Here is a 17,361-nt window from a genome sequence, read left to right on the forward strand (position 1 = left end):
GGCCTGCTGCCCCTGGGTGTTGGGGTGGGCACGCGCGAACGACTGCGCAGAAACAAGTGGTCCGATCCAGCGCTACCCGGCGGGTTGGCACATGTCATGGCCGATCGTCGGGGTGTACGTGTCGATGTAGCGAGCGCCGCCCGCGTGCGCCTGACTGGCCGGCATGGCGTTCAGCTTCTTCTCGGTGTCCCGCAGGTAAGCGAAGTCGCCGGCGGCGAGCGGCACCGTGGCAGACGTACAGCCGACGCCGTTGTCCGGGAACAGATCGGGATGGCCGACCACGACAACCTTGGCCCGGGGAGCCCGCCGACGGATCTCCTGCAAGGAGCTGGAGATGTTGGAAGTGATGTTGTTGATCTGCTCGGCCGGCTGGTCGGTGCCAACACCGGTGAAGAAGGCCTGACACGGGTTGCCCGTGGGGTCCGTGGCCGCCGGCTTGCCACAGGTGGCGAGATTGTTGGAAAAGCCCAGGTCCTTCCCGCCAACAGTCACCGTGACCACGTCGGTCCGACGGGTGAGTGCTTCGACCTGAGGTGTAAGCGAGCCCTGTGATCCCGTCAACGCAGCTGTCCTAGCACGAGAACAGCTCACGTCGGTCAGCCGCCACTTCTTGGAAGCGGCGAGAACGGAAGGATAGTTCTGATCCGACCGGGCACAGGAGCTGTCGACCTGGTGGGAATGCCGGGGCCTGGCGCGTACGAGTCGCCCAGCGCAACGTAGTCCACGACTCGGTTGGCTGAAGACGCGGCGTTCGCCGGTCCCACGGCACCAACCGCAGCAAGGGCCAGCGCGGACAGGCCACGACGGCGCCCTGCAACACACTGTGCTTCCCGGAAGGAAGCTTGATCTTCTTGTTCACTCATGTCCATTCGTCAGGCCACTCAGGATCGTCACCGACCCCCGCACCGGCCACGGCGATTGCACTTCATCGACATCCCGTGCTACGTGTCGCGGCTTGGGGTGGTTCACTTTCGGCTTCAACTCCCCCTCATCGATACGGCGATGGGCAGTGAGCCGCTGAGCCCTCACCCACGTAGAGCGGCATAGTCGGGAACACACCCCCCGTTGCCGACCGCTCCGGGCTCGACCCGCATTCCCTGGCGCATGTCGGGCCCGGAGATCCCTGCTGCCGGTTGCTCACAAAGCAGTTCACGGACAGCGCAGTCCCTGTGGCTCGAAGCACCATGGGCTACTACAGGTTCATCAATGGGTGCGCCGTCGTCGAAGCCGTGGTGGCGTCCACTGCATTTCGCTGGGAAAGGACTGCCGTACAGACGAAATTGGTCGACGTACTGCCTTCCACGGGGACATCGATGGCACCGCAGCGAAGCGCCGACTCTCCTAGAACGGGTGACAGAACATGCTCAAGATTGGCCTGGCCGCTCCCCAGTATGGGTTGTTCACCGCCCCTTCTACGATCTCCGGACTGGCCGTTGACATAGAGGCGATGGGATTCGACATCCTGTGGGTGGGCGACCGGGCTCTGGTGCCCATGCAGCCCCGTGACCCCTGTCCCGGCGGTGGTCCCGTACCGGAGGAACCCCATCGCCACCCTGTCCTTTCTCGCTCACGCCACCCAACGCGTGCGCCTCGGAAAAAGCACACTGAACGCGCCTTTTACTCTCCGATCCTCCTGGCCCGTGCTCTGACCTCCATCGACATCCTCAGTGGGGGCCGACTCGATGTCGGATTCGGACTCGGGTGGTCGTCCGACGAATACGAAGCCATCGGTGTGCCGGCCGGACCGCGGAGGACGGCTGGAAGAGATCCTGGACGTTCTTGAGCACGTATGGTCCGGTTCGTCGGCCGAGTACAGGGGGCCTTGTGGACGATCGGCAGTGCGCACATCGGCACACTCCCCGTGCAGCGTCCCCGTCCGCCTGTGCTTCTGGGCGGTTTCACACCTGCCACTCTGGCGCGCATTGGGCGTCGCGCGGACGGCCGGGCGGGAGTCGGGCTGCCGGTACCGCAACTGGCCTACGTCGTCTCCCAAATCCGGCAGAGCGCGGAAGCCAACGGACGCGACCCCAACGCCATGACGGTGCGGCCGACGTGCACCCCGAGCTCCCGGCCCTGCTGACCAGCGTCCTGGTCTGGGAGTCCGCGGCCCTCGGCGGACTGCCCACCGGACCGCCGGCGATCGCGTACGCGATACGCATCGGCGGCCCGGCCACGGTGACAGCCATCGCGTGCTGGGAGATCCACCGACTGCGGACCCGGTACGGGGTCACGCTGCGGGGCTGAACACCCGCCAAACGGGCCCACCGAGCGACAGGCCCAAGTCGTATGGCACTACCTACCAGCCGTTATCACCCCTCGACACCTTGGGTGCCACGCCGCGGGACGCGCCCCTGCTCCGCAAACTGTCGCGCGCGTGGCCCCCAGGGCCGAGCCCCTGGTGACCCGGGGTCAAGACCGGAGGGGACGTGTCGTCGGGCGGTGCAGGGAAGGCGGACACGGCGAGGGGGACCTGCGCTTCGCAGGCGGCTTCAGCGCATTCACAGGAGAAGGGCAGTACGACGTCCGCGATGTCGCCGAGGGCCCGCGCCCACGGTCGGGGGAAGAAGGTCCGGTACTGGTCGACCAGGGCGCGGTTGGCGTGACGGAGCAGTCGGCGGCGTTCCCGCGGGGTCGTCGCCAAAGGGCCGTCTGCAAGCATGTCGGCGAAGGAGTACTCCACCTTCGCGACGACTTCCTCCAGGCTGCATGAGCCGTCGACGAGCAGCTCGCGGTACATGCCGCCGCCCATCATGGCCTCGACCGCGCCCGCCCGGGATGGCTTCGCGCAATCCTCACGCCACTCGAGCAACCGCTTGAGTCCAGCGAAGTCGGCAGCCACGGCGTCCGCGCCGCGCGTGTACTGGTCCGGCGAGAGTGTGAGGCCGAGCAGGGCGAGTGGGCGTTGTGGGCCACGGGAGTTGGCGCGGAGTGCGGCGGCGATGTTCCGGTCGATCCACGCCTGAGGGTGCTGCGGCGAGGCCTGACTTGAAAGGGGGCGGAACGTTTGGGCCCAGGCGGCGGAATCGGTGGGCAGCAGGTCCTTCAGGGTGGGAGGCAGTTACCGGTCGGCAGGTTTGGGTGGTGTGGGTGCCAACAATTTCGAATGCCGGGCCATCCATGAGGCCGGTCGGGGCGAAGTCCGGTCCCCGGCGCATGCCGCGGCCGACCGCAAGAACCGGGCCTTCGATTGAACCGTTGGTTCCGTAGGACCGTCGTTGCTCGGCAGGAAGGTCACAAGGCGACTCGGGCAGGACCGTCCCACACACCGTGACGGATTGAGGCCGCCCGATGGGCAGACGGAGCCGCATCCGACGCTACCCGTCTCTTCATCGACGGTCGGAAAGCGGAGTCAGCATGGATGAGGATGAGCAGAGAGGTGTTGTCATGGGACAGCTCGAAGGAAAGACCGCCGTTGTCACCGGCGGAAGCACCGGCATCGGTCTGGCGACGGCCATACGGCTGGCGGGTGAGGGTGCGCACGTGTTCGTGACCGGCCGGCGCAAGGCCGAGCTGGACGCGGCCGTCGAGACCATCGGCTCGGCGGCAACCGGCGTTCCGGGCGACATCTCCGACCCCGCCGACCTGGACCGGCTGTTCGCCGCGGTCCGCGACCGCGGGCAGGGGCTCGACGTGCTGTTCGCGAACGCCGCGATCGCCTCGTTCGCGACGCTGGAGCAGATCACCGAGGAGCACTTCGACCAGACCTTCGGCGTCAACGTCCGGGGAACGGTCTTCACAGTCCAGAAGGCGCTGCCGTTGCTCAACGACGGCGCCGCGGTGGTCCTGACCGGCTCGAGCAACGGCGTCCGTGGCGGGGAGGCGTTCGGCGTCTACGCGGCGTCCAAGGCGGCCATCCGCTCCTTCGCCCGGACCTGGGCCAACGAGCTCAAGGGCCGGGGCATCCGGGTCAACACCGTCACCCCGAGCCCCATCGACACCCCCGGGCTCGCCGGCCTCGCCCCCGAGGAGATCGGAGCCGCCGACTTCACGGCTCACCTCGCCGGCGCGGTCCCGCTGGGCCGGTTGGGCCGCCCGGAGGAGGTCGCCGACGCGGTGCTCTTCCTCGCCTCAGCGCAGAGCAGCTTCGTCACCGGCGCCGAGCTCGCCATCGACGGCGGCCTCAACCAGGTCTGAGCTGGGAAACGGGGTCACGGTTCAAGGAACGGCGACAAACACGCCTCTCAAGTCGGGGATCATCTGCGCAGGCACGATGTATGTGTGTAGCTAACGGTTCACGAGGCGCGCAGTTCTTGACGAGGGCTGATCGGAAGCCGGGCGATGTTGAACTGTTCGCCCCGGTGACCCGTCGGTGAGCGCGACCACGTAGGGTGACCGCGGCCATCGCCCAGTACACACATGAGCTCCTGCCCGACTTACGCGAGTGGCACGGATCGCAGCTCAAGAAGTGTCGTCCCCGCACCCGCGGGGGTAGCTCGGGCGAGCTGGTGTCCATCTTTGGCCGGGACGCGTCGTCCCCGCACCCGCAGGGGTAGCTCGTGGATGAGGCGTTCGGCCGTGACTCCGACGGTGTCGTCCCCGCACCCACGGGGGTAGCTCGGTCCACCAGCCCGACGCACTGTGGCCGATCGAGTCGTCCCCGCACCCGCGGGGGTAGCTCGAACGCGATCGACTGGCTGTCCCGCCCGTCCGGGTCGTCCCCGCAACCGCGGGGGTAGCTCGGTCAAGAACGCGCCCTGGCCGAGGGCGACACGTCGTCCCCGCACCAGCGGGGGTAGCTCCAACCGCAGCGCGGGCCCCGAGAGGCCGGTCGGGTCGTCCCCGCAACCGCGTGGGTAGCTCGAAGGCGGAACGCCGCTGTCGAGTTCCGCCGTTACCGACAGCCGTGGTCGTCCCCGCAACCGCGTGGGTAGCTCGAAGGCGGAACGCCGCCGTCGAGTTCCGCCGTTACCGACAGCCGTGGTCGTCCCCGCAACCGCGGGGCAGCCTCGGAGCACCCCTTCCATGAGGCGGTAGTGCACCCGGGGCGTGGAGTCTTCTCCATGGCGTGGGTATCTGTGTGGGAAGCGGGCTGTCGTGTACGCCGTAGCAGTCGCTTGGGTGGTACGCGGCGTCGGCCATTGCCCGGCAGCAGGTCGAGCGATGCCTCGCCGCGCTGCCAGCCCAACCTCCTGCTCCTGCCGACCGACCACCGCCACGAACACAACCCCCGCAACTGTCCTTCGGACAATGACCAACTTCGCTGGCGTAGTTGCATGACAGTCCGTGTCTGTGGTCAGGATGGAAGCCCCCCTTTCCGGTTCCACCGGGGCGCGGAGTTCAAGGCCTCCTTGAGCCAGAAAGGCTCCCTGTGTGATCGGTCCGACCCGCGCAGTAAGCATGTGAACCAGGTGGCCACTCCGTCCGTAGAGCTCGGTGAGCCTTTTCCAACCTGGCTGTCGGAGCCACCGAACACGCCCGGCGGAGCGTCCGGGTCGCCACGACCGACCACGGACCTGCTGGTCGGGGACTCGGTGCCGACAGATGGGCTCACACCCCGCTGACCAGTGCAGACAGAGATTGAAAAGGCGCACGGACTCAGCCTCTCAGCAAAGGTGTCAACATGACCGCGGTGTTCATTCATGGTGTGCCCGAGACCAGCCGCCTGTGGGACCGGCTCCGCGCCTGCCTAACGACCGACTCGACAGCCCTGGACCTGCCCGGGTTCGGCGTGCCGCGTCCCGCCGGGTTCGGCGCGACCATGGACGAGTACGTCCAGTGGCTGGAGCGGGAACTGCGGGGGATTGACGGGCCGATCGACCTGGTCGGGCATGACTGGGGTGCGCTGCTGGTGGCGCGGGTGGCCACGAAATCCTCGGTGGCGGTGCGGAGTTGGGCCATGGACGTGGCGAGCGTCCTGCACCCCGCATATGTGTGGCACAACCAGGCCAGGCTCTGGCAGACACCGGGAGCGGGCGAGCGGTGGGCCAAGGCCATCGTCGGTATCGCCCCGGGGAGCCCGGAAAGTACCGCCGTGCAGCTCACCAAGGCCGGTGTGCCTGCCGAAGGCGCGGCGGCGATGGGGAAGAAGCTCGACGCCACACTGGCGGACTGCATCCTGGACCTCTACCGCTCGGCAACGCCCAACCCCCACGCGCACTGGGAGAGGGAACTCTCCTCCCCAGCCTCCGCGCCCGGGCTGGTGATCCAGCCGCTGCGCGACCCCTACGACGACCTGGCCGCCTCCAGCGAGATGGCCGACCGCCTCGGGGCCCGCACGCAGCGCCTCGAAGCGGTCGGCCACTGGTGGATGCTGCAGGACCCCAACAGCGCGGCCGAGGCACTGGAGCGGTTTTGGACCGCCGTGGGCGAGGCTGACGACCCCCGCGAAGCGGCGGGCGCGGCTCCGGGGCTCGGACTGTCCGCCCCCCGTGGCTTTGAGCAGCGCTGGCCAGTCAACCGGCCTGCGAAACGAGCACAGTGACTGACCCTTTTCCAGCCTGGCTACCGGGAACCACAGGATGCAGGCCGACGCCACGCGAAGACAGCTCCACCAGCGGCGGATCCCTCGGTTCGAGGGTCCGGAGCGACTGTCGGCAGGATCCCCGCACATGCAGAGGAGAAGGGCCCACGATGAAGACCACGACGGGTGATCTCGTCGAGGACGGTTGGTTGCCGGCTGTCGGGTTGGACGGAGTCGTAGCGCAGCCAGGCATGCTGAGGGTGTTGACGGACGCACACACGGTGCGACGCCTGGACCTGCCGGTGGCGACGATGGTGCCTGCGGTGTTGCGTCAGCTGTTGCTTCCGGTGGTGCTGGACGCGCTTGGGGCGCCCCGTACGCGCCGGGAGTGGGCCGGGCGGTTCGCTCAGGGGCGGTTCTCGCCCGACGAGTGCGAGCGGCTCACCGACTACCTCACTGTCCGCTACGGCCGCAGGTTCCGTCTCTTCGACGGAGAGCGGCCCTTCGGTCAGGTCGCGGGGCTTCAGTCGCTGAGCGGGGAGGCGAAATCGTCCACGCTGCTTGTGCCGTCGATCGCGTCGGGGAACAACGTGCCACTGTTCAGTGCGTTCAGTGAGGCCGACCATCTGGACCTGACGGTTACTCAGGCCGCGTTGTGGCTCCTGCACGCCCAGTGCTGGGACACCGCCGCCATCAAGACCGGGGCCGTCGGCGACCCACAGGCCAAGGCCGGCAAGACGACAGGCAACCCGACGGGACCTCTCGGCCAGCTCGGGGTGATCGTCCCGACAGGCCGGACCCTGTACGAGACGCTGATGCTCAACTCCCCAATCCTGTCCGACGGCCTGGATGCCGCGGATCGTCCGCAGTGGGCGTGGGACGAGCGCCCCACGACGCCGGGCTGGGTCTCCCCTGCTGGACCCCAGTGGTCCGCCCGGAACGCCGGCGGGCTGCTGGACCTGCTGACCTTCCAGTCCCGTCGGATCCGTCTGATCGGCCGGGAGAGCGGACAGGAACAACGAGTGCGCCACGTCATCGTCTGCGCCGGGGACCGTCTGACGGGCACTCCCGAGTCGGAGCCGCACACCGCTTGGCACCACACCGCGAGGCCGAAGGCGGAACAGGCACCGCGTCGCCCGCACCGGCACCGGTCCGGGCGCACGGCCTGGCAGGGGCTGGGCTCCCTGCTCGCACTCGCCGTCCCCGACGATGGCCCCCGCACCTCACTACTGCTGCGGCAGATCGGTGAGCTGAGGGCCGACGGTGCCCTGGCTGCCGACTACCCGCTGGGGGTGGAGATCTCCGCCCTGGAGTACGGCAACCAGTCAGCCGTGGTGGAGAACGCCATCGCCGACATCCTTCCCCTGCCCACCGTCGCTCTGGTTGCTTCCGACGACCGGCTACGGGCGACCCTGCTGGAATGCGTGAACCAGGCCGACCGTGTCGGCCGTGCCCTCGACGACCTCCACGCCGATCTGCGGCGCGCTGCCGGCGGGGAGATTCTGCCGAGGGACAGGAGCGAGCAGCCTTCGGCCCGTCTGCTGCACGGCGTGGATCCCGCCATGCGACGTCTGCTGAGCGGGCTGCGCACCATCGGCGATGAGTACGGCGTCCTGGAGCATGCTCAGAAAGCGTGGGAGCTGACGCTGTTCGAAGCGGCTGCGCGAGAGGCGGAGCTACTGCGGGAGGCCGTGCCGCCCCGGGCCGTGGTGGGGCGGGTGGATAGGACGGGCGGCAAGGAACTCGTCTTCCGCAGTGGCAAGGCCACCGCCATGTTCCGCACACGACTCAAAAGGATTCTGCGGCGGGCCGCCGACGCGCAGAGCAACCAGCGGGAGAACAACCAGCGGGAGAGTGCCGCGTGAGTACCGCGTCTTCGGTAGCCGGCCGACGCCACCGGCCCTTCTTCTGGGAGGAGTTCGCACAGCAGGCCTACGCACGCCGCTCGACGTGGGCCGAGCGCGGGCTGCGCGCCCTGCGGGACGGACTGGGCAGCGAGCCCGGCGCCGCACCGGCCATGCGCCACCTGCACCGCGTCGAGCTCACCGACAGCCAGCGGGACGGCGACCGGCTGCCCGACTCCTACCGGGCCGAGCATGCCGCACTCACCCTGTACGGGCTGCACCAGGCGGCCGGGGCTGACCCGGTGCACTACCCGAGCGTCGGCCTGGGCACCGCCGTACGGAGCCTGCGCGAGGGAGTGTTCTCCAGCAGGGCCGGTGCCGCGGAGCGCCGGCTCCTGGCGGCCGCGTCCGCGCAGGACCTCGAGGAACTCGTGCAGCACCTGCGCGGGCTGGTGCCGCTGCTGCGGCACGCCGCCATCGGCCTGGACTACACGCGCCTGTACCGCGATCTTGTGGCGTGGCAGACACCGGACAACGGTCGGGTCCTGCGGGCGTGGGGCCTGCAGTACACCGCCCCCGCCCCCGCCGCCGTTCCGGAAGCGGCCCCTCGCGACGAGGACGGCGGCCGACGCTACTGGTCCGCCTTCGTCCCCGGGCACCCCCGTGCCGGAGCCGACCTGGCGGCGCTGCGTTCCGGCGGGGGCCGTGCGGCCGGCACCGTTCCCGCGATGTGGCCCTTCTACCGCACCCGCATCAGCAAGCCTCTGCGCGACAAGGGCGCCCTCACCCGCGATCTCGTGGCCGAGCACTCCGCGCTCACCGTCTTCGGCCTGCACCAGCAGGGACGCACCACCACGCTGCACGTTCCGGGCACCACGCCCGGAGACGCCTGCCGCGCCCTGCTGGCCCGGGGCTCCGGCACGGACCACACCGCGATCGAGCGCCGCCTCGGCGCGCTGCTGACCTCGCTGGACGCAGGGGAACTGGCCCATCACCTGCGCGGGCTCGTCCCGCTGCTGCGCCGGGCGGGCATCGGTCTCGACTACGACGACCTGTGCCGGGCCCTGCGGTACTGGGACGAACCGCAGCGCCCGCAGGAGCAGCCACGGATCCGCAACCGATGGGACCGGGACTTCCACACCGATCCCACGGCGCCGCGGACCTGACCGGACGTCCCCGCGGTGCACCCGCCGGGTGCCCGGGACACGGCGTCCGGCCGCCACGGGCGGCCAGGCGGCCGACCGGTGCCCGGCCCGTCTCCGTCTGTGCCCTGCGGCGCACCTCGACAGTGTCCCTCGCGCGCCTGACCGGGCACAGGCGGGCGCCGCCGACTCATACGCATTCCGCGTCGCCGTGCGCGCACACCGTCCACCATCGAAGGAGCCCGTGATGACCCAGCCCACCCTGTTCGTCGAAGTGCACATCCTGCAGAGCCTGCCGCCGTCCAACATCAACCGGGACGACTCCGGCACACCGAAGCAGGCTCTGTACGGCGGTGCCCGCCGGGCCCGGGTCTCCTCCCAGGCCTGGAAGCGGGCCGCCCGGATGGAGTTCGCCCAAGCTGAGCCGGCCTCGGACCGGGCGACGCGCACCAAGCGGATCGCAGCCCTGCTCGCCGAACGCCTCTCCCTGCCCACGGACAAGGGGGGTTCCGGACTTGAGGACGCAGGCGCGAATCGTCTGGCCGCCGCGCTGCTGGAGCCGCTCGGCATCAAGAAGTCCGCCAAGAAGGAGGAACAGTCCGCATACTTGCTGTTCTTCGGCAGGCGGCAGCTCGACAGCCTGATCGCCCTCCTGGACGGCCGGGCCGAGAAACTCCTCGCCCTGCCGGACGGGGACCTCAAGAACGAGATCACCAAGCTGCCGGTCGTCACCGCGCTGTCCACCGGACACCCGGCCGAGGTCGCGCTGTTCGGCCGCATGGTCGCCGACCTGCCCGCGCTGAACGTCGATGCCGCCGTCCAGGTCGCGCACGCCCTGTCCACGCACGCGGTGCGCACCGAGTTCGACTACTACACGGCCGTCGACGACGAGAACACCGACGACAACAGCGCGGGCATGATCGGAACCGTGGAGTTCAACTCCTCCACGCTCTACCGCTACGCCGTCCTCGGCGTGCACCAGCTGCGCGAGAACCTGACCTCGCCGGACAGCACCCGCCAGGCCGCCGTCCGGTTCGTCGACGCATTCACCCGCTCCATGCCCACCGGCCACCAGAACTCCTTCGCCCACCGAACCCTGCCCCACCTGGTCCTGGTCACCGTGCGCACGGACCAGCCCGTCAATCTGGTCTCCGCGTTCGAAGAGCCCGTCGCCGGCCACAGCGGCCTTGTCGCGGAGTCCTGCGCACGCCTGGCCGGTGAGCTGGCCTCCGTGGGCCGTACCTGGGGCAGCCCCCCTGCGCGCACGCTGGCCACCTACGCCGTCGAGGGCGACAAGGCCGGCGAGGCCTTCGGCCCCTCCCTCCCCTTCCCCGCTCTGCTGGACAGCGTGGACGGCGTGGTCGGCACCTGGCTGGCCGACGGCCGCCTCCCGCTGACCGCGTCCACGCAGGCCGGTGCATGATGGCATCCGACCAGGCCGTACTCGTCCTCCGGCTGGCCGCCCCACTGCAGTCCTGGGGCGGGCCCTCACGCTACAACCGCCGCGAGACACAGCCCCGGCCGACCAAGTCCGGCGTCCTCGGCCTGCTCGCCGCGGCAGAGGGCCGCTCTCGCGAAACACCGCTGACCGACCTGCTGGGCCTGCGCCTGGGCGTGCGCGTCGACCAGCCCGGCAGCCTGCTGCGCGACTACCACACCGTCAGCGACCACCGCGGCCTGCCGCTGCCGTCGGCGAAGGTCGACAACAAGGGCGTGCAGAAGAAGACCAGCCCCGCCAAGTACACCGGCGTCACCCAGCGCTACTACCTGCAGGACGCAGTCTTCACCGCCGCCTTGCGCGGACCCCTCCCCCTGTTGCAGGACCTCGAACACGCCGTACGCCACCCCGTGTTCCCGCTCTCACTGGGACGCCGCTCCTGCCCACCCACCGGCCCTGTCAGCCTCGGCCTGCACCCCCACGACGATCTGGACAGCGTCCTCGCTTCCGTTCCATGGCAGGCGTCCCCCCACCGGCGCCGGCAGATCCGCACCCCGCACGTGACACTGGAAACCACCGTCGAGGACCCCACCGCCGACCACCTCGTCGACGACGTCCCCGACACCTACGACCTCAAAACCGGCACCGTCTTCGGCCGACGCGCCGTCCGGCACCTGTGGGTGACACTCCCCACCGGCCGCTCCACCCCCACAGACCCCGACCGCGTCAGCAGCACCGGCACCGGCACCGGCACCGGCACCGGCACCGGCACCGGCACCGGCCACGATCCCTTCGCCCTGCTGGGCTGGTGAGGAACATGCCCTACCTGTCGAAGATCGCTCTCAACCCGCGCCGCCGCGGCGCATTCGCCTTGCTGTCCAGCCCACACCGCCTGCACGCCGCCGTCCTCGCCGGATTCGCCGTCCAGCCGGTCACCGAACGCGTGCTGTGGCGCCTGGACAGCAACACCGCCCACCGGGCCGACCTCCTCGTCCTTACCGACAGCCGCCCTTCCTGGCACCACCTGGACGAACAGGCCGGCTGGCCCGGCGGCGACGGAGGCGAGCCCCTCATCGCCGACTACACGCCCCTCCTCGAACGCATCACCCTGGGCAGGGAATTCGCCTTCCGGCTGACCGCCAACCCCGTCCAGTACGTGCACAGGCCCACCAAACCCAGCGCCGAACAGGTGGCCCGCCTCACGCCCGGCAGCGAGCCCCCCGACGCAACCCGCAGGCCCCGCGGTTTCCGCGTCGCCCACCGCACCGCCGACCAGCAACTCCGCTGGCTGCTCACCAGAGCCGAACGCCACGGCTTCACCATCCCCACCACACCAACCACCCCGCCCGCCCCCGGCCTGAACACCGTCAACACCTCCCCACCCCCACCGCCCGCCGTCACGCTGATCGCCCGCGACATCCTGCGCTTCCGCAAGAACACCAACGGCCCCCGCGTCACCATCTCCACCGCCACCTTCCAGGGGCGGCTCCGCGTCACCGACCCCGACGCCCTGCGCACTGCCCTGCTGACCGGCATCGGCCCCGCCAAGGGCTACGGCCAAGGCCTGCTCACCCTCGCCCCGCTCCCGGCGGAGACCACACGCCCTTGAACGGTTGGCACATCGACCTTGGGCTCACAGCCACGTGCAGTGAACCGTCCAGGGACCACTCGCGTTCGGATAAGCGACCGCCGGCTATACGCATGAAGAAGTCCCGGGCCCAAGAGGCCGAAGCATCAGCGCGAACAAAGGAACTCAGTTGAATTTGCATTCACTTGTCCCGATCCATCGGAATGAGAGGGATAACCACGCCTCCCCGGAGGGGGCGCCCGAGGCGACGAGCACGTCATCGCTTTCACGGAGAGGTGTTCTGGCCGCGTCCGTCGGGGCTCTGCTCGCCGCAGGATGCACCAACGGTGAACAACAAAACGCCGGCGACAGTCCCAGCGAAGGAGATGCCGCCGAAGAACCGTCCGGCAAGCTGGGAGCCAACTTCAACGAGCACGCCGACAGCGTGACATTCGACGAACTGCGTGGTCTCTCCGCGAGCTGGCTTCGGGGATTCGTCCCGATGCCCGAGGTCAAGGCCGACGCCTCGCAACAGCGCGCCGTCAAGTTGCTCATCGACGCACATGACCAGGGCTACGGCACGGTGCTCTCACTGAAGTTCCCGTTCCACCACCAGCCGATCCCCCGCCCGGACACTCAGGCCATGACCGCGGAACTCACCCGGGTCGACAAGGTCCTGCAAGCCATTCTCGACACCGTCGACGTGCTGACCATCGGCAACGAACCGTTCATCGAGAGCCGTCCCCAGGACATCGACTCGGACGCCATGAACACGTACTACGAGACTGTCGCGGCGCACATCATCGCCTACCGGAAGAAGCACTTCCCCTCGGGTTGCCGGACCCGCCTCTACATGGGAGCACTGAACCGCCTCGGCCAGCCGAACGAACGGACAAGGGCCACCGCCCGCTGGCTGTCCTTCACACAGGGGACCCCGGAGATCGAAGGTGTCGACATCCACCCCCATGTAGCCGCTCCGGAAAAGGTTCAACCGTTCCTCGACTACATACTGCCCCGGCTCCGCAAGGACCAGAAGTTCCTGGTCACCGAGTTTTCCCTGATCCACCTCTGGAAGGAGCACCTGAAAGACACCATCCCCGCCGAGTTCGCACGCCGTTACGACTTCCCGCCGGACACTCCGGTCTGGAAGATGATCAGCGAAGCAATCGACCGCCCCGTGCCGGAGGAACAATGGCATGACTTCCTCGCCATGAGCCCCTGGTTCGAGACCAACAAGCACTTCCTGCGGGACCAGATGCGCCGATTCCGGGACACCGGACGCCTCGCTGTGGCGACGTACGGCGTCACCCAGTCCGAGGCCATGGCACGGAACTTCGGTCCGGACAAGCAACCCTGGCTACTGAACAGCCTCTACGCCAACCAGACCGCCGAGCCGTCTCACGGCGACCTGCCGGCCCGCAGCTACGGGTTCTTCGACGACTTCCGTGCCCTCCAGCGGACACAGGACCGCCGGCCGGTGCGAACGCCAAAAGTCGCCACATGAGACACACTGCCGAGCGACTTGCCGTCCGGGACCGGAACAGGGCCCCGCAGGAGCGCCCTTCTCTTCTCTCTTGAAGTGGCTACGGAACATCCGATCCCGACGGATGGCGTCCCGTACGCGGCACCGGGCCCATCCTCAATGTGCTCGACGTCCTGCACGCCGACCGCCTCGCCCTGCGCATCCACGACGGCGCCTTCTCCACCATGGACCTCACCGCCCGCCAGCCGCGCACCGGAGAGCTGCTGTCCACCGTGAAGTTCATGGTGCAGACCCTCGCCGCCGCCGGCGAACTCCAGCGCGATCTCCAGCGGGAACTGACCTACGACGGGCTGTGGGCCGCCGAGGCCAAGGGCAACAAGGGTGGTCGACGGCCGACTGTCACGGGCAAGATGATCGCCGACGTGCGCGCCGCATACCTCGACGGCCAGACCATCGCCGCCCTGGCCCGCGAGCACGGCGTCAGCCGCGGCGCCGTTCGCACGGCCGTCACCGACCTCATGCCCGAGCACGCCGCAGCCGACGAAGGCACCACGGCCCCGGAACTGCCCGTCTCCTTCGACATGCCCGGCGAGGTCGCCGGCTTCCTCCGCGCCACCGAGCTGGACGACGCCGAGCGGGCCGCGCTCACCACGGCGTGACGGTACGGCGCGGCCAGGGCTACACGCTGCGCGGCACCACCTCGCCCGCGGTCCACCGCCAACGCCTCGCCCGCTGCCAGCCCCTTGACGGGGCCCAGGGCACCCCGGCGGTCCCCGCGCAGCGCAAGGCCCGCGGGAGTACGAGAACCGCACCAACACCCTCGTGGCAGACGTCCAGCGCCGAGCAGTCAGCGCCAGCCCACAAGGCTCATCCCGTGGCGGGCCGGCACATCTGGGCCATGCCCCCGCTTCAGATGCAGATGACGATCTTTCCGCGTGTGCGTCCGCGCTCGGCGTGCGCGTGGGCGTCGGCGATTTTCTCCAGGGGGGTAGCTCTGTTCGATACGGGGTGTATAGCGGCCTTGCCGGCCCAGTTCCGCGACCGCGAACAGCAGGGTGGAGTCGTTCCGCGTTGACCACATGCGTGCCCAGACGCAGCCCGCCTGCGTGGTCCGCTACCGTCGCGACGCGCGTCGGGTCGCCCGTGATCGCGACGAGGTCGTCCAGCGAGCCGGAGGCCACGGTGTCGAGCGCGACATCGACGCCGTGCGCAGCGAGAGCGGCGAGGCGCTGCGCGAGGCCGGGGCCGAAGGTGGTGGGAACGGCGCCGAGAGAGGAGAGGAACTCGTGGTTGCGTTCGCTGGCTGTCCCGACTCGGAGTCGCGCCGGGAGACAACCTCTCCTGCTGACCTGAGCGCCTTCCGCACCCCCGCACGCACCGCTCAACGCGATGCCGCGGGGGTGCGTGAACCCAAGGACAAGCCGCGCGCGACGCGGCTCCTGCCGTGGACCGGCGAGGACGGCAAGCGCTGCTTCCTGGTGACGGATGACGGGGAGGGGTTGTGGACTGCTGCCGAAGTACTGAGCGGTAGTGACTTCTGGTGAGCATGAGTGAGTGCCGGGCTGGGTTTCAGCCTGGTCGTACGGGCCCGGCTCTCTCTCCTGTGCGGTGTGCTCTGGGTCCTCGTCGCGGGAGGGGAACGAGAGTTTGTGGGTCGAATGGGTGACCTTTGCGGGTGGTGCTCGTTGAGTGGCGTGACGTGGTTCTTCGGCCGGGCGGGGGTGAACGGGTGGGCGGGCTGCGGGAGTTGGCGGCGTCGTTCGTGGTGCCCGGCCCGGCCGGGGTGGCGATCCGGGACCGGCTGCGGGTGAGCGAGTCGGACGCGGCAGTGCTGGCCGAGGTCGGCGCCTTCCTCGGTTCGCTGGCCGCCGGTGATCTCGCGGAGCGGTCCCGACAGGGGCCGACGCATGATGCGGCCGCGTGGGCGGTGCGCAAGCGGGAGCTGACGGGGAAGTCGTCGGCGCGCTGGGCGGGCAGTATCACCAAGGCCACCCACGACCAGTGGGCGCTGGCGAGGCGCGGGCAGGGCGCCCACCTGGACTGGCTGCGGGGGCAGATCGCCGCGATCGAGGCGCGGCTGGCTAGGCCGCTGGGCGCCAAGGCGGACCAGCGGGAGGGGCTGGTGCGTGGCTATGCCTCACGGGGTGAGTGGCATGCCAAGTCCCGCCGCCTGCATGCCCTGAAGGACCGGCTGGCAGGGGTAGAGGCGGACTGGGCTGCGGGCCGGGTGCACGTGGTGCGCGGCGGCAAACGCCTCGCGAACACCCGCCACCACGTGGAGGCGGCCGGGCTGAGTGAGCAGGCGTGGCGGGAGCGGTGGCAGGCGGAGCGGATGTTCCTGGCCGCCGACGGGGAGTCCGGCAAACGCTTCGGCAACGAGACCCTCCGCGTCACCGACTCCGGACAGCTCTCCCTCAAGCTCCCGGGCCCGTTGGCCCACCGAGCCAACGCGCCGCACGGCCGGTACGTGCTGGACGCGACGGTACGGTTCCAGCACCGGGGCCAGGAGTGGCGGGACCGGATCACCGCGAACCGGGCGGTGGCCTACCGCATCCACCACGACACGGCACGCGGCCGCTGGTATGTCACCGCATCCTGGCAGCGCGCAACCGCACCCGTCCTGCCACTGGAGGCGGCGTCGGCCCGGGGCGTGGTGGGGGTGGACATGAACGACGACCACCTCGCCGCCTGGCAACTCGACGGCCACGGCAACCCGGTCGGCGAACCGCAACGCTTCTTCTACGACCTCTCGGGCAGCGCGGAGCACCGGGACGCACAGATCCGGCACGCGCTGAGTCGCCTGCTGCACTACACCCGCCGCTGCGGCGCCGCCGCGATCGCCATCGAGGACCTCGACTTTGCGGCGGAGAAGGGCCGGGAGAAGCACGGCCGCAACAAGCGCTTCCGGCGGCTGCTCTCCCGCTTCCCGACCGCGAAGCTCAAGGCCCGGCTGGTCTTGATGGCCGCCGAGCAGGACATCGCCGTCGTCGCGGTCGACCCGGCGTACACCAGCCGGTGGGGTGCCCAGCACTGGCAGAAACCGCTGACCACCCCACGACGCAAGATGTCCCGGCACGATGCGGCGAGCATCGCGGTCGGGCGACGCGCCCTCGGTCATCCGATCCGGCGACGGACGGCACCGCCCCACCCCGACCAGAGTGATCGTGGTGGGCATCGAACCGTCCAGGCCCGACCGGACACCCGACAGCGTGAGGAAACCCGCCCCCACCCGCCCGGACCGCGCACCGGATGCGCGCCGCCCGGTGGTGGAGCGAAAGCGGGGGACCAGCGTGCCCAACACCGTTCGGGGCACGCGGCTGAGCATGGGGCCTGGCACCAGGACTCACTCCCGCTCAGTCTCTAGTGTCCTGCGCCAGTAGTTGATCGTTAGTTGGTATGTGACTTCTACTGCTGGTGCGTCAGTTCCTCGTCGGGGCCCGAAACTGGAGCCATTGCTGCTGGCCTCTGAGGAGCGGGCGGAGTTGGA

14 protein-coding genes and 2 pseudogenes are annotated in these 17,361 nt (G+C 69.5%); 13 read left to right on the forward strand and 3 right to left on the reverse strand.

The features are described from left to right. Positions 1–72: 72 nt before the first annotated feature. Complete coding sequence (locus ACTWQR_RS39035) at positions 73–822, reverse strand: SGNH/GDSL hydrolase family protein (protein ID WP_443231990.1); 750 nt, start codon at positions 820–822, stop codon at positions 73–75. A 670-nt stretch (positions 823–1,492) separates the two neighbouring features. On the opposite strand from ACTWQR_RS39035, the pseudogene ACTWQR_RS39040 reads away from it, so the two are divergent. Continuing rightward, a pseudogene (locus ACTWQR_RS39040) lies at positions 1,493–2,080 on the forward strand (LLM class flavin-dependent oxidoreductase). Beyond that, positions 2,053–2,244, forward strand: a complete 192-nt coding sequence (locus ACTWQR_RS39045) for a hypothetical protein (protein ID WP_443231991.1) — start codon at positions 2,053–2,055, stop codon at positions 2,242–2,244. Before ACTWQR_RS39040 ends, ACTWQR_RS39045 begins: the two are co-directional and overlap by 28 nt. A gap of 52 nt (positions 2,245–2,296) precedes the next feature. On the opposite strand, the gene ACTWQR_RS39050 is transcribed toward ACTWQR_RS39045, so the two are convergent. After that, positions 2,297–2,839, reverse strand: a complete 543-nt coding sequence (locus tag ACTWQR_RS39050) for a hypothetical protein (protein WP_443231992.1) — start codon at positions 2,837–2,839, stop codon at positions 2,297–2,299. Positions 2,840–3,384: 545 nt separating this feature from the next. Here ACTWQR_RS39050 and ACTWQR_RS39055 point away from each other — a divergent pair. From ACTWQR_RS39055 to ACTWQR_RS39095, 9 genes are all read left to right on the forward strand, one after another. After that, positions 3,385–4,134, forward strand: coding sequence for an SDR family NAD(P)-dependent oxidoreductase (locus tag ACTWQR_RS39055; RefSeq protein WP_443231993.1), 750 nt, complete (start codon positions 3,385–3,387; stop codon positions 4,132–4,134). 1,426 nt (positions 4,135–5,560) lie between these two features. Continuing rightward, positions 5,561–6,421: an alpha/beta fold hydrolase gene (locus ACTWQR_RS39060; protein ID WP_443231994.1), complete on the forward strand. Its 861-nt coding sequence runs from the start codon at positions 5,561–5,563 to the stop codon at positions 6,419–6,421. 149 nt (positions 6,422–6,570) lie between these two features. Continuing rightward, complete coding sequence (gene casA / locus ACTWQR_RS39065) at positions 6,571–8,265, forward strand: type I-E CRISPR-associated protein Cse1/CasA (RefSeq protein ID WP_443231995.1); 1,695 nt, start codon at positions 6,571–6,573, stop codon at positions 8,263–8,265. Beyond that, a complete protein-coding gene (gene casB / locus ACTWQR_RS39070; RefSeq protein WP_443231996.1) occupies positions 8,262–9,410 on the forward strand; it encodes a type I-E CRISPR-associated protein Cse2/CasB in 1,149 nt (382 codons plus the stop codon). The genes casA and casB overlap by 4 nt, the downstream gene beginning before the upstream one ends. 223 nt (positions 9,411–9,633) lie before the next feature. After that, positions 9,634–10,809 (forward strand): type I-E CRISPR-associated protein Cas7/Cse4/CasC, encoded by a 1,176-nt coding sequence (gene cas7e / locus ACTWQR_RS39075; protein ID WP_443231997.1) that lies wholly within the window; start codon positions 9,634–9,636, stop codon positions 10,807–10,809. Continuing rightward, positions 10,806–11,636 (forward strand): type I-E CRISPR-associated protein Cas5/CasD, encoded by an 831-nt coding sequence (gene cas5e, locus ACTWQR_RS39080; protein WP_443231998.1) that lies wholly within the window; start codon positions 10,806–10,808, stop codon positions 11,634–11,636. Before cas7e ends, cas5e begins: the two co-directional genes overlap by 4 nt. Positions 11,637–11,641: 5 nt before the next feature. Continuing rightward, positions 11,642–12,433, forward strand: a complete 792-nt coding sequence (cas6e, locus tag ACTWQR_RS39085; protein WP_443231999.1) for a type I-E CRISPR-associated protein Cas6/Cse3/CasE — start codon at positions 11,642–11,644, stop codon at positions 12,431–12,433. Positions 12,434–12,836: 403 nt separating this feature from the next. Beyond that, a complete protein-coding gene (locus tag ACTWQR_RS39090; protein WP_443232000.1) occupies positions 12,837–13,895 on the forward strand; it encodes a hypothetical protein in 1,059 nt (352 codons plus the stop codon). A gap of 140 nt (positions 13,896–14,035) precedes the next feature. Next, positions 14,036–14,533, forward strand: a complete 498-nt coding sequence (locus ACTWQR_RS39095; protein WP_443232001.1) for a hypothetical protein — start codon at positions 14,036–14,038, stop codon at positions 14,531–14,533. 250 nt (positions 14,534–14,783) lie between these two features. On the opposite strand, the pseudogene ACTWQR_RS39100 reads toward ACTWQR_RS39095, so the two are convergent. After that, positions 14,784–15,253 (reverse strand): annotated as a pseudogene (locus ACTWQR_RS39100) (zinc-binding dehydrogenase); the annotation flags it as partial. 21 nt (positions 15,254–15,274) lie between these two features. Here ACTWQR_RS39100 and ACTWQR_RS39105 point away from each other — a divergent pair. Together ACTWQR_RS39105 and ACTWQR_RS39110 are read left to right on the forward strand one after the other, a co-directional pair. Then, positions 15,275–15,418: a hypothetical protein gene (locus ACTWQR_RS39105; RefSeq protein ID WP_443232002.1), complete on the forward strand. Its 144-nt coding sequence runs from the start codon at positions 15,275–15,277 to the stop codon at positions 15,416–15,418. A 131-nt stretch (positions 15,419–15,549) separates the two neighbouring features. Next, positions 15,550–17,238: an IS200/IS605 family accessory protein TnpB-related protein gene (locus ACTWQR_RS39110; RefSeq protein WP_443232003.1), complete on the forward strand. Its 1,689-nt coding sequence runs from the start codon at positions 15,550–15,552 to the stop codon at positions 17,236–17,238. The last annotated feature ends 123 nt before the right edge of the window (positions 17,239–17,361 follow it).

It is taken from the genome of Streptomyces sp. 2A115 (assembly GCF_052245575.1).
Taxonomy (GTDB): domain Bacteria; phylum Actinomycetota; class Actinomycetes; order Streptomycetales; family Streptomycetaceae; genus Streptomyces.

Coding starts and splice junctions, on each gene's coding strand:
- ACTWQR_RS39055 (WP_443231993.1), top strand. CDS start 3,385: ATGGGACAGCTCGAAGGAAAGACCGCCGTTGTCACCGGCGGAAGCACC.
- ACTWQR_RS39060 (WP_443231994.1), top strand. CDS start 5,561: ATGACCGCGGTGTTCATTCATGGTGTGCCCGAGACCAGCCGCCTGTGG.
- casA (WP_443231995.1), top strand. CDS start 6,571: ATGAAGACCACGACGGGTGATCTCGTCGAGGACGGTTGGTTGCCGGCT.
- cas7e (WP_443231997.1), top strand. CDS start 9,634: ATGACCCAGCCCACCCTGTTCGTCGAAGTGCACATCCTGCAGAGCCTG.
- cas5e (WP_443231998.1), top strand. CDS start 10,806: ATGATGGCATCCGACCAGGCCGTACTCGTCCTCCGGCTGGCCGCCCCA.
- cas6e (WP_443231999.1), top strand. CDS start 11,642: ATGCCCTACCTGTCGAAGATCGCTCTCAACCCGCGCCGCCGCGGCGCA.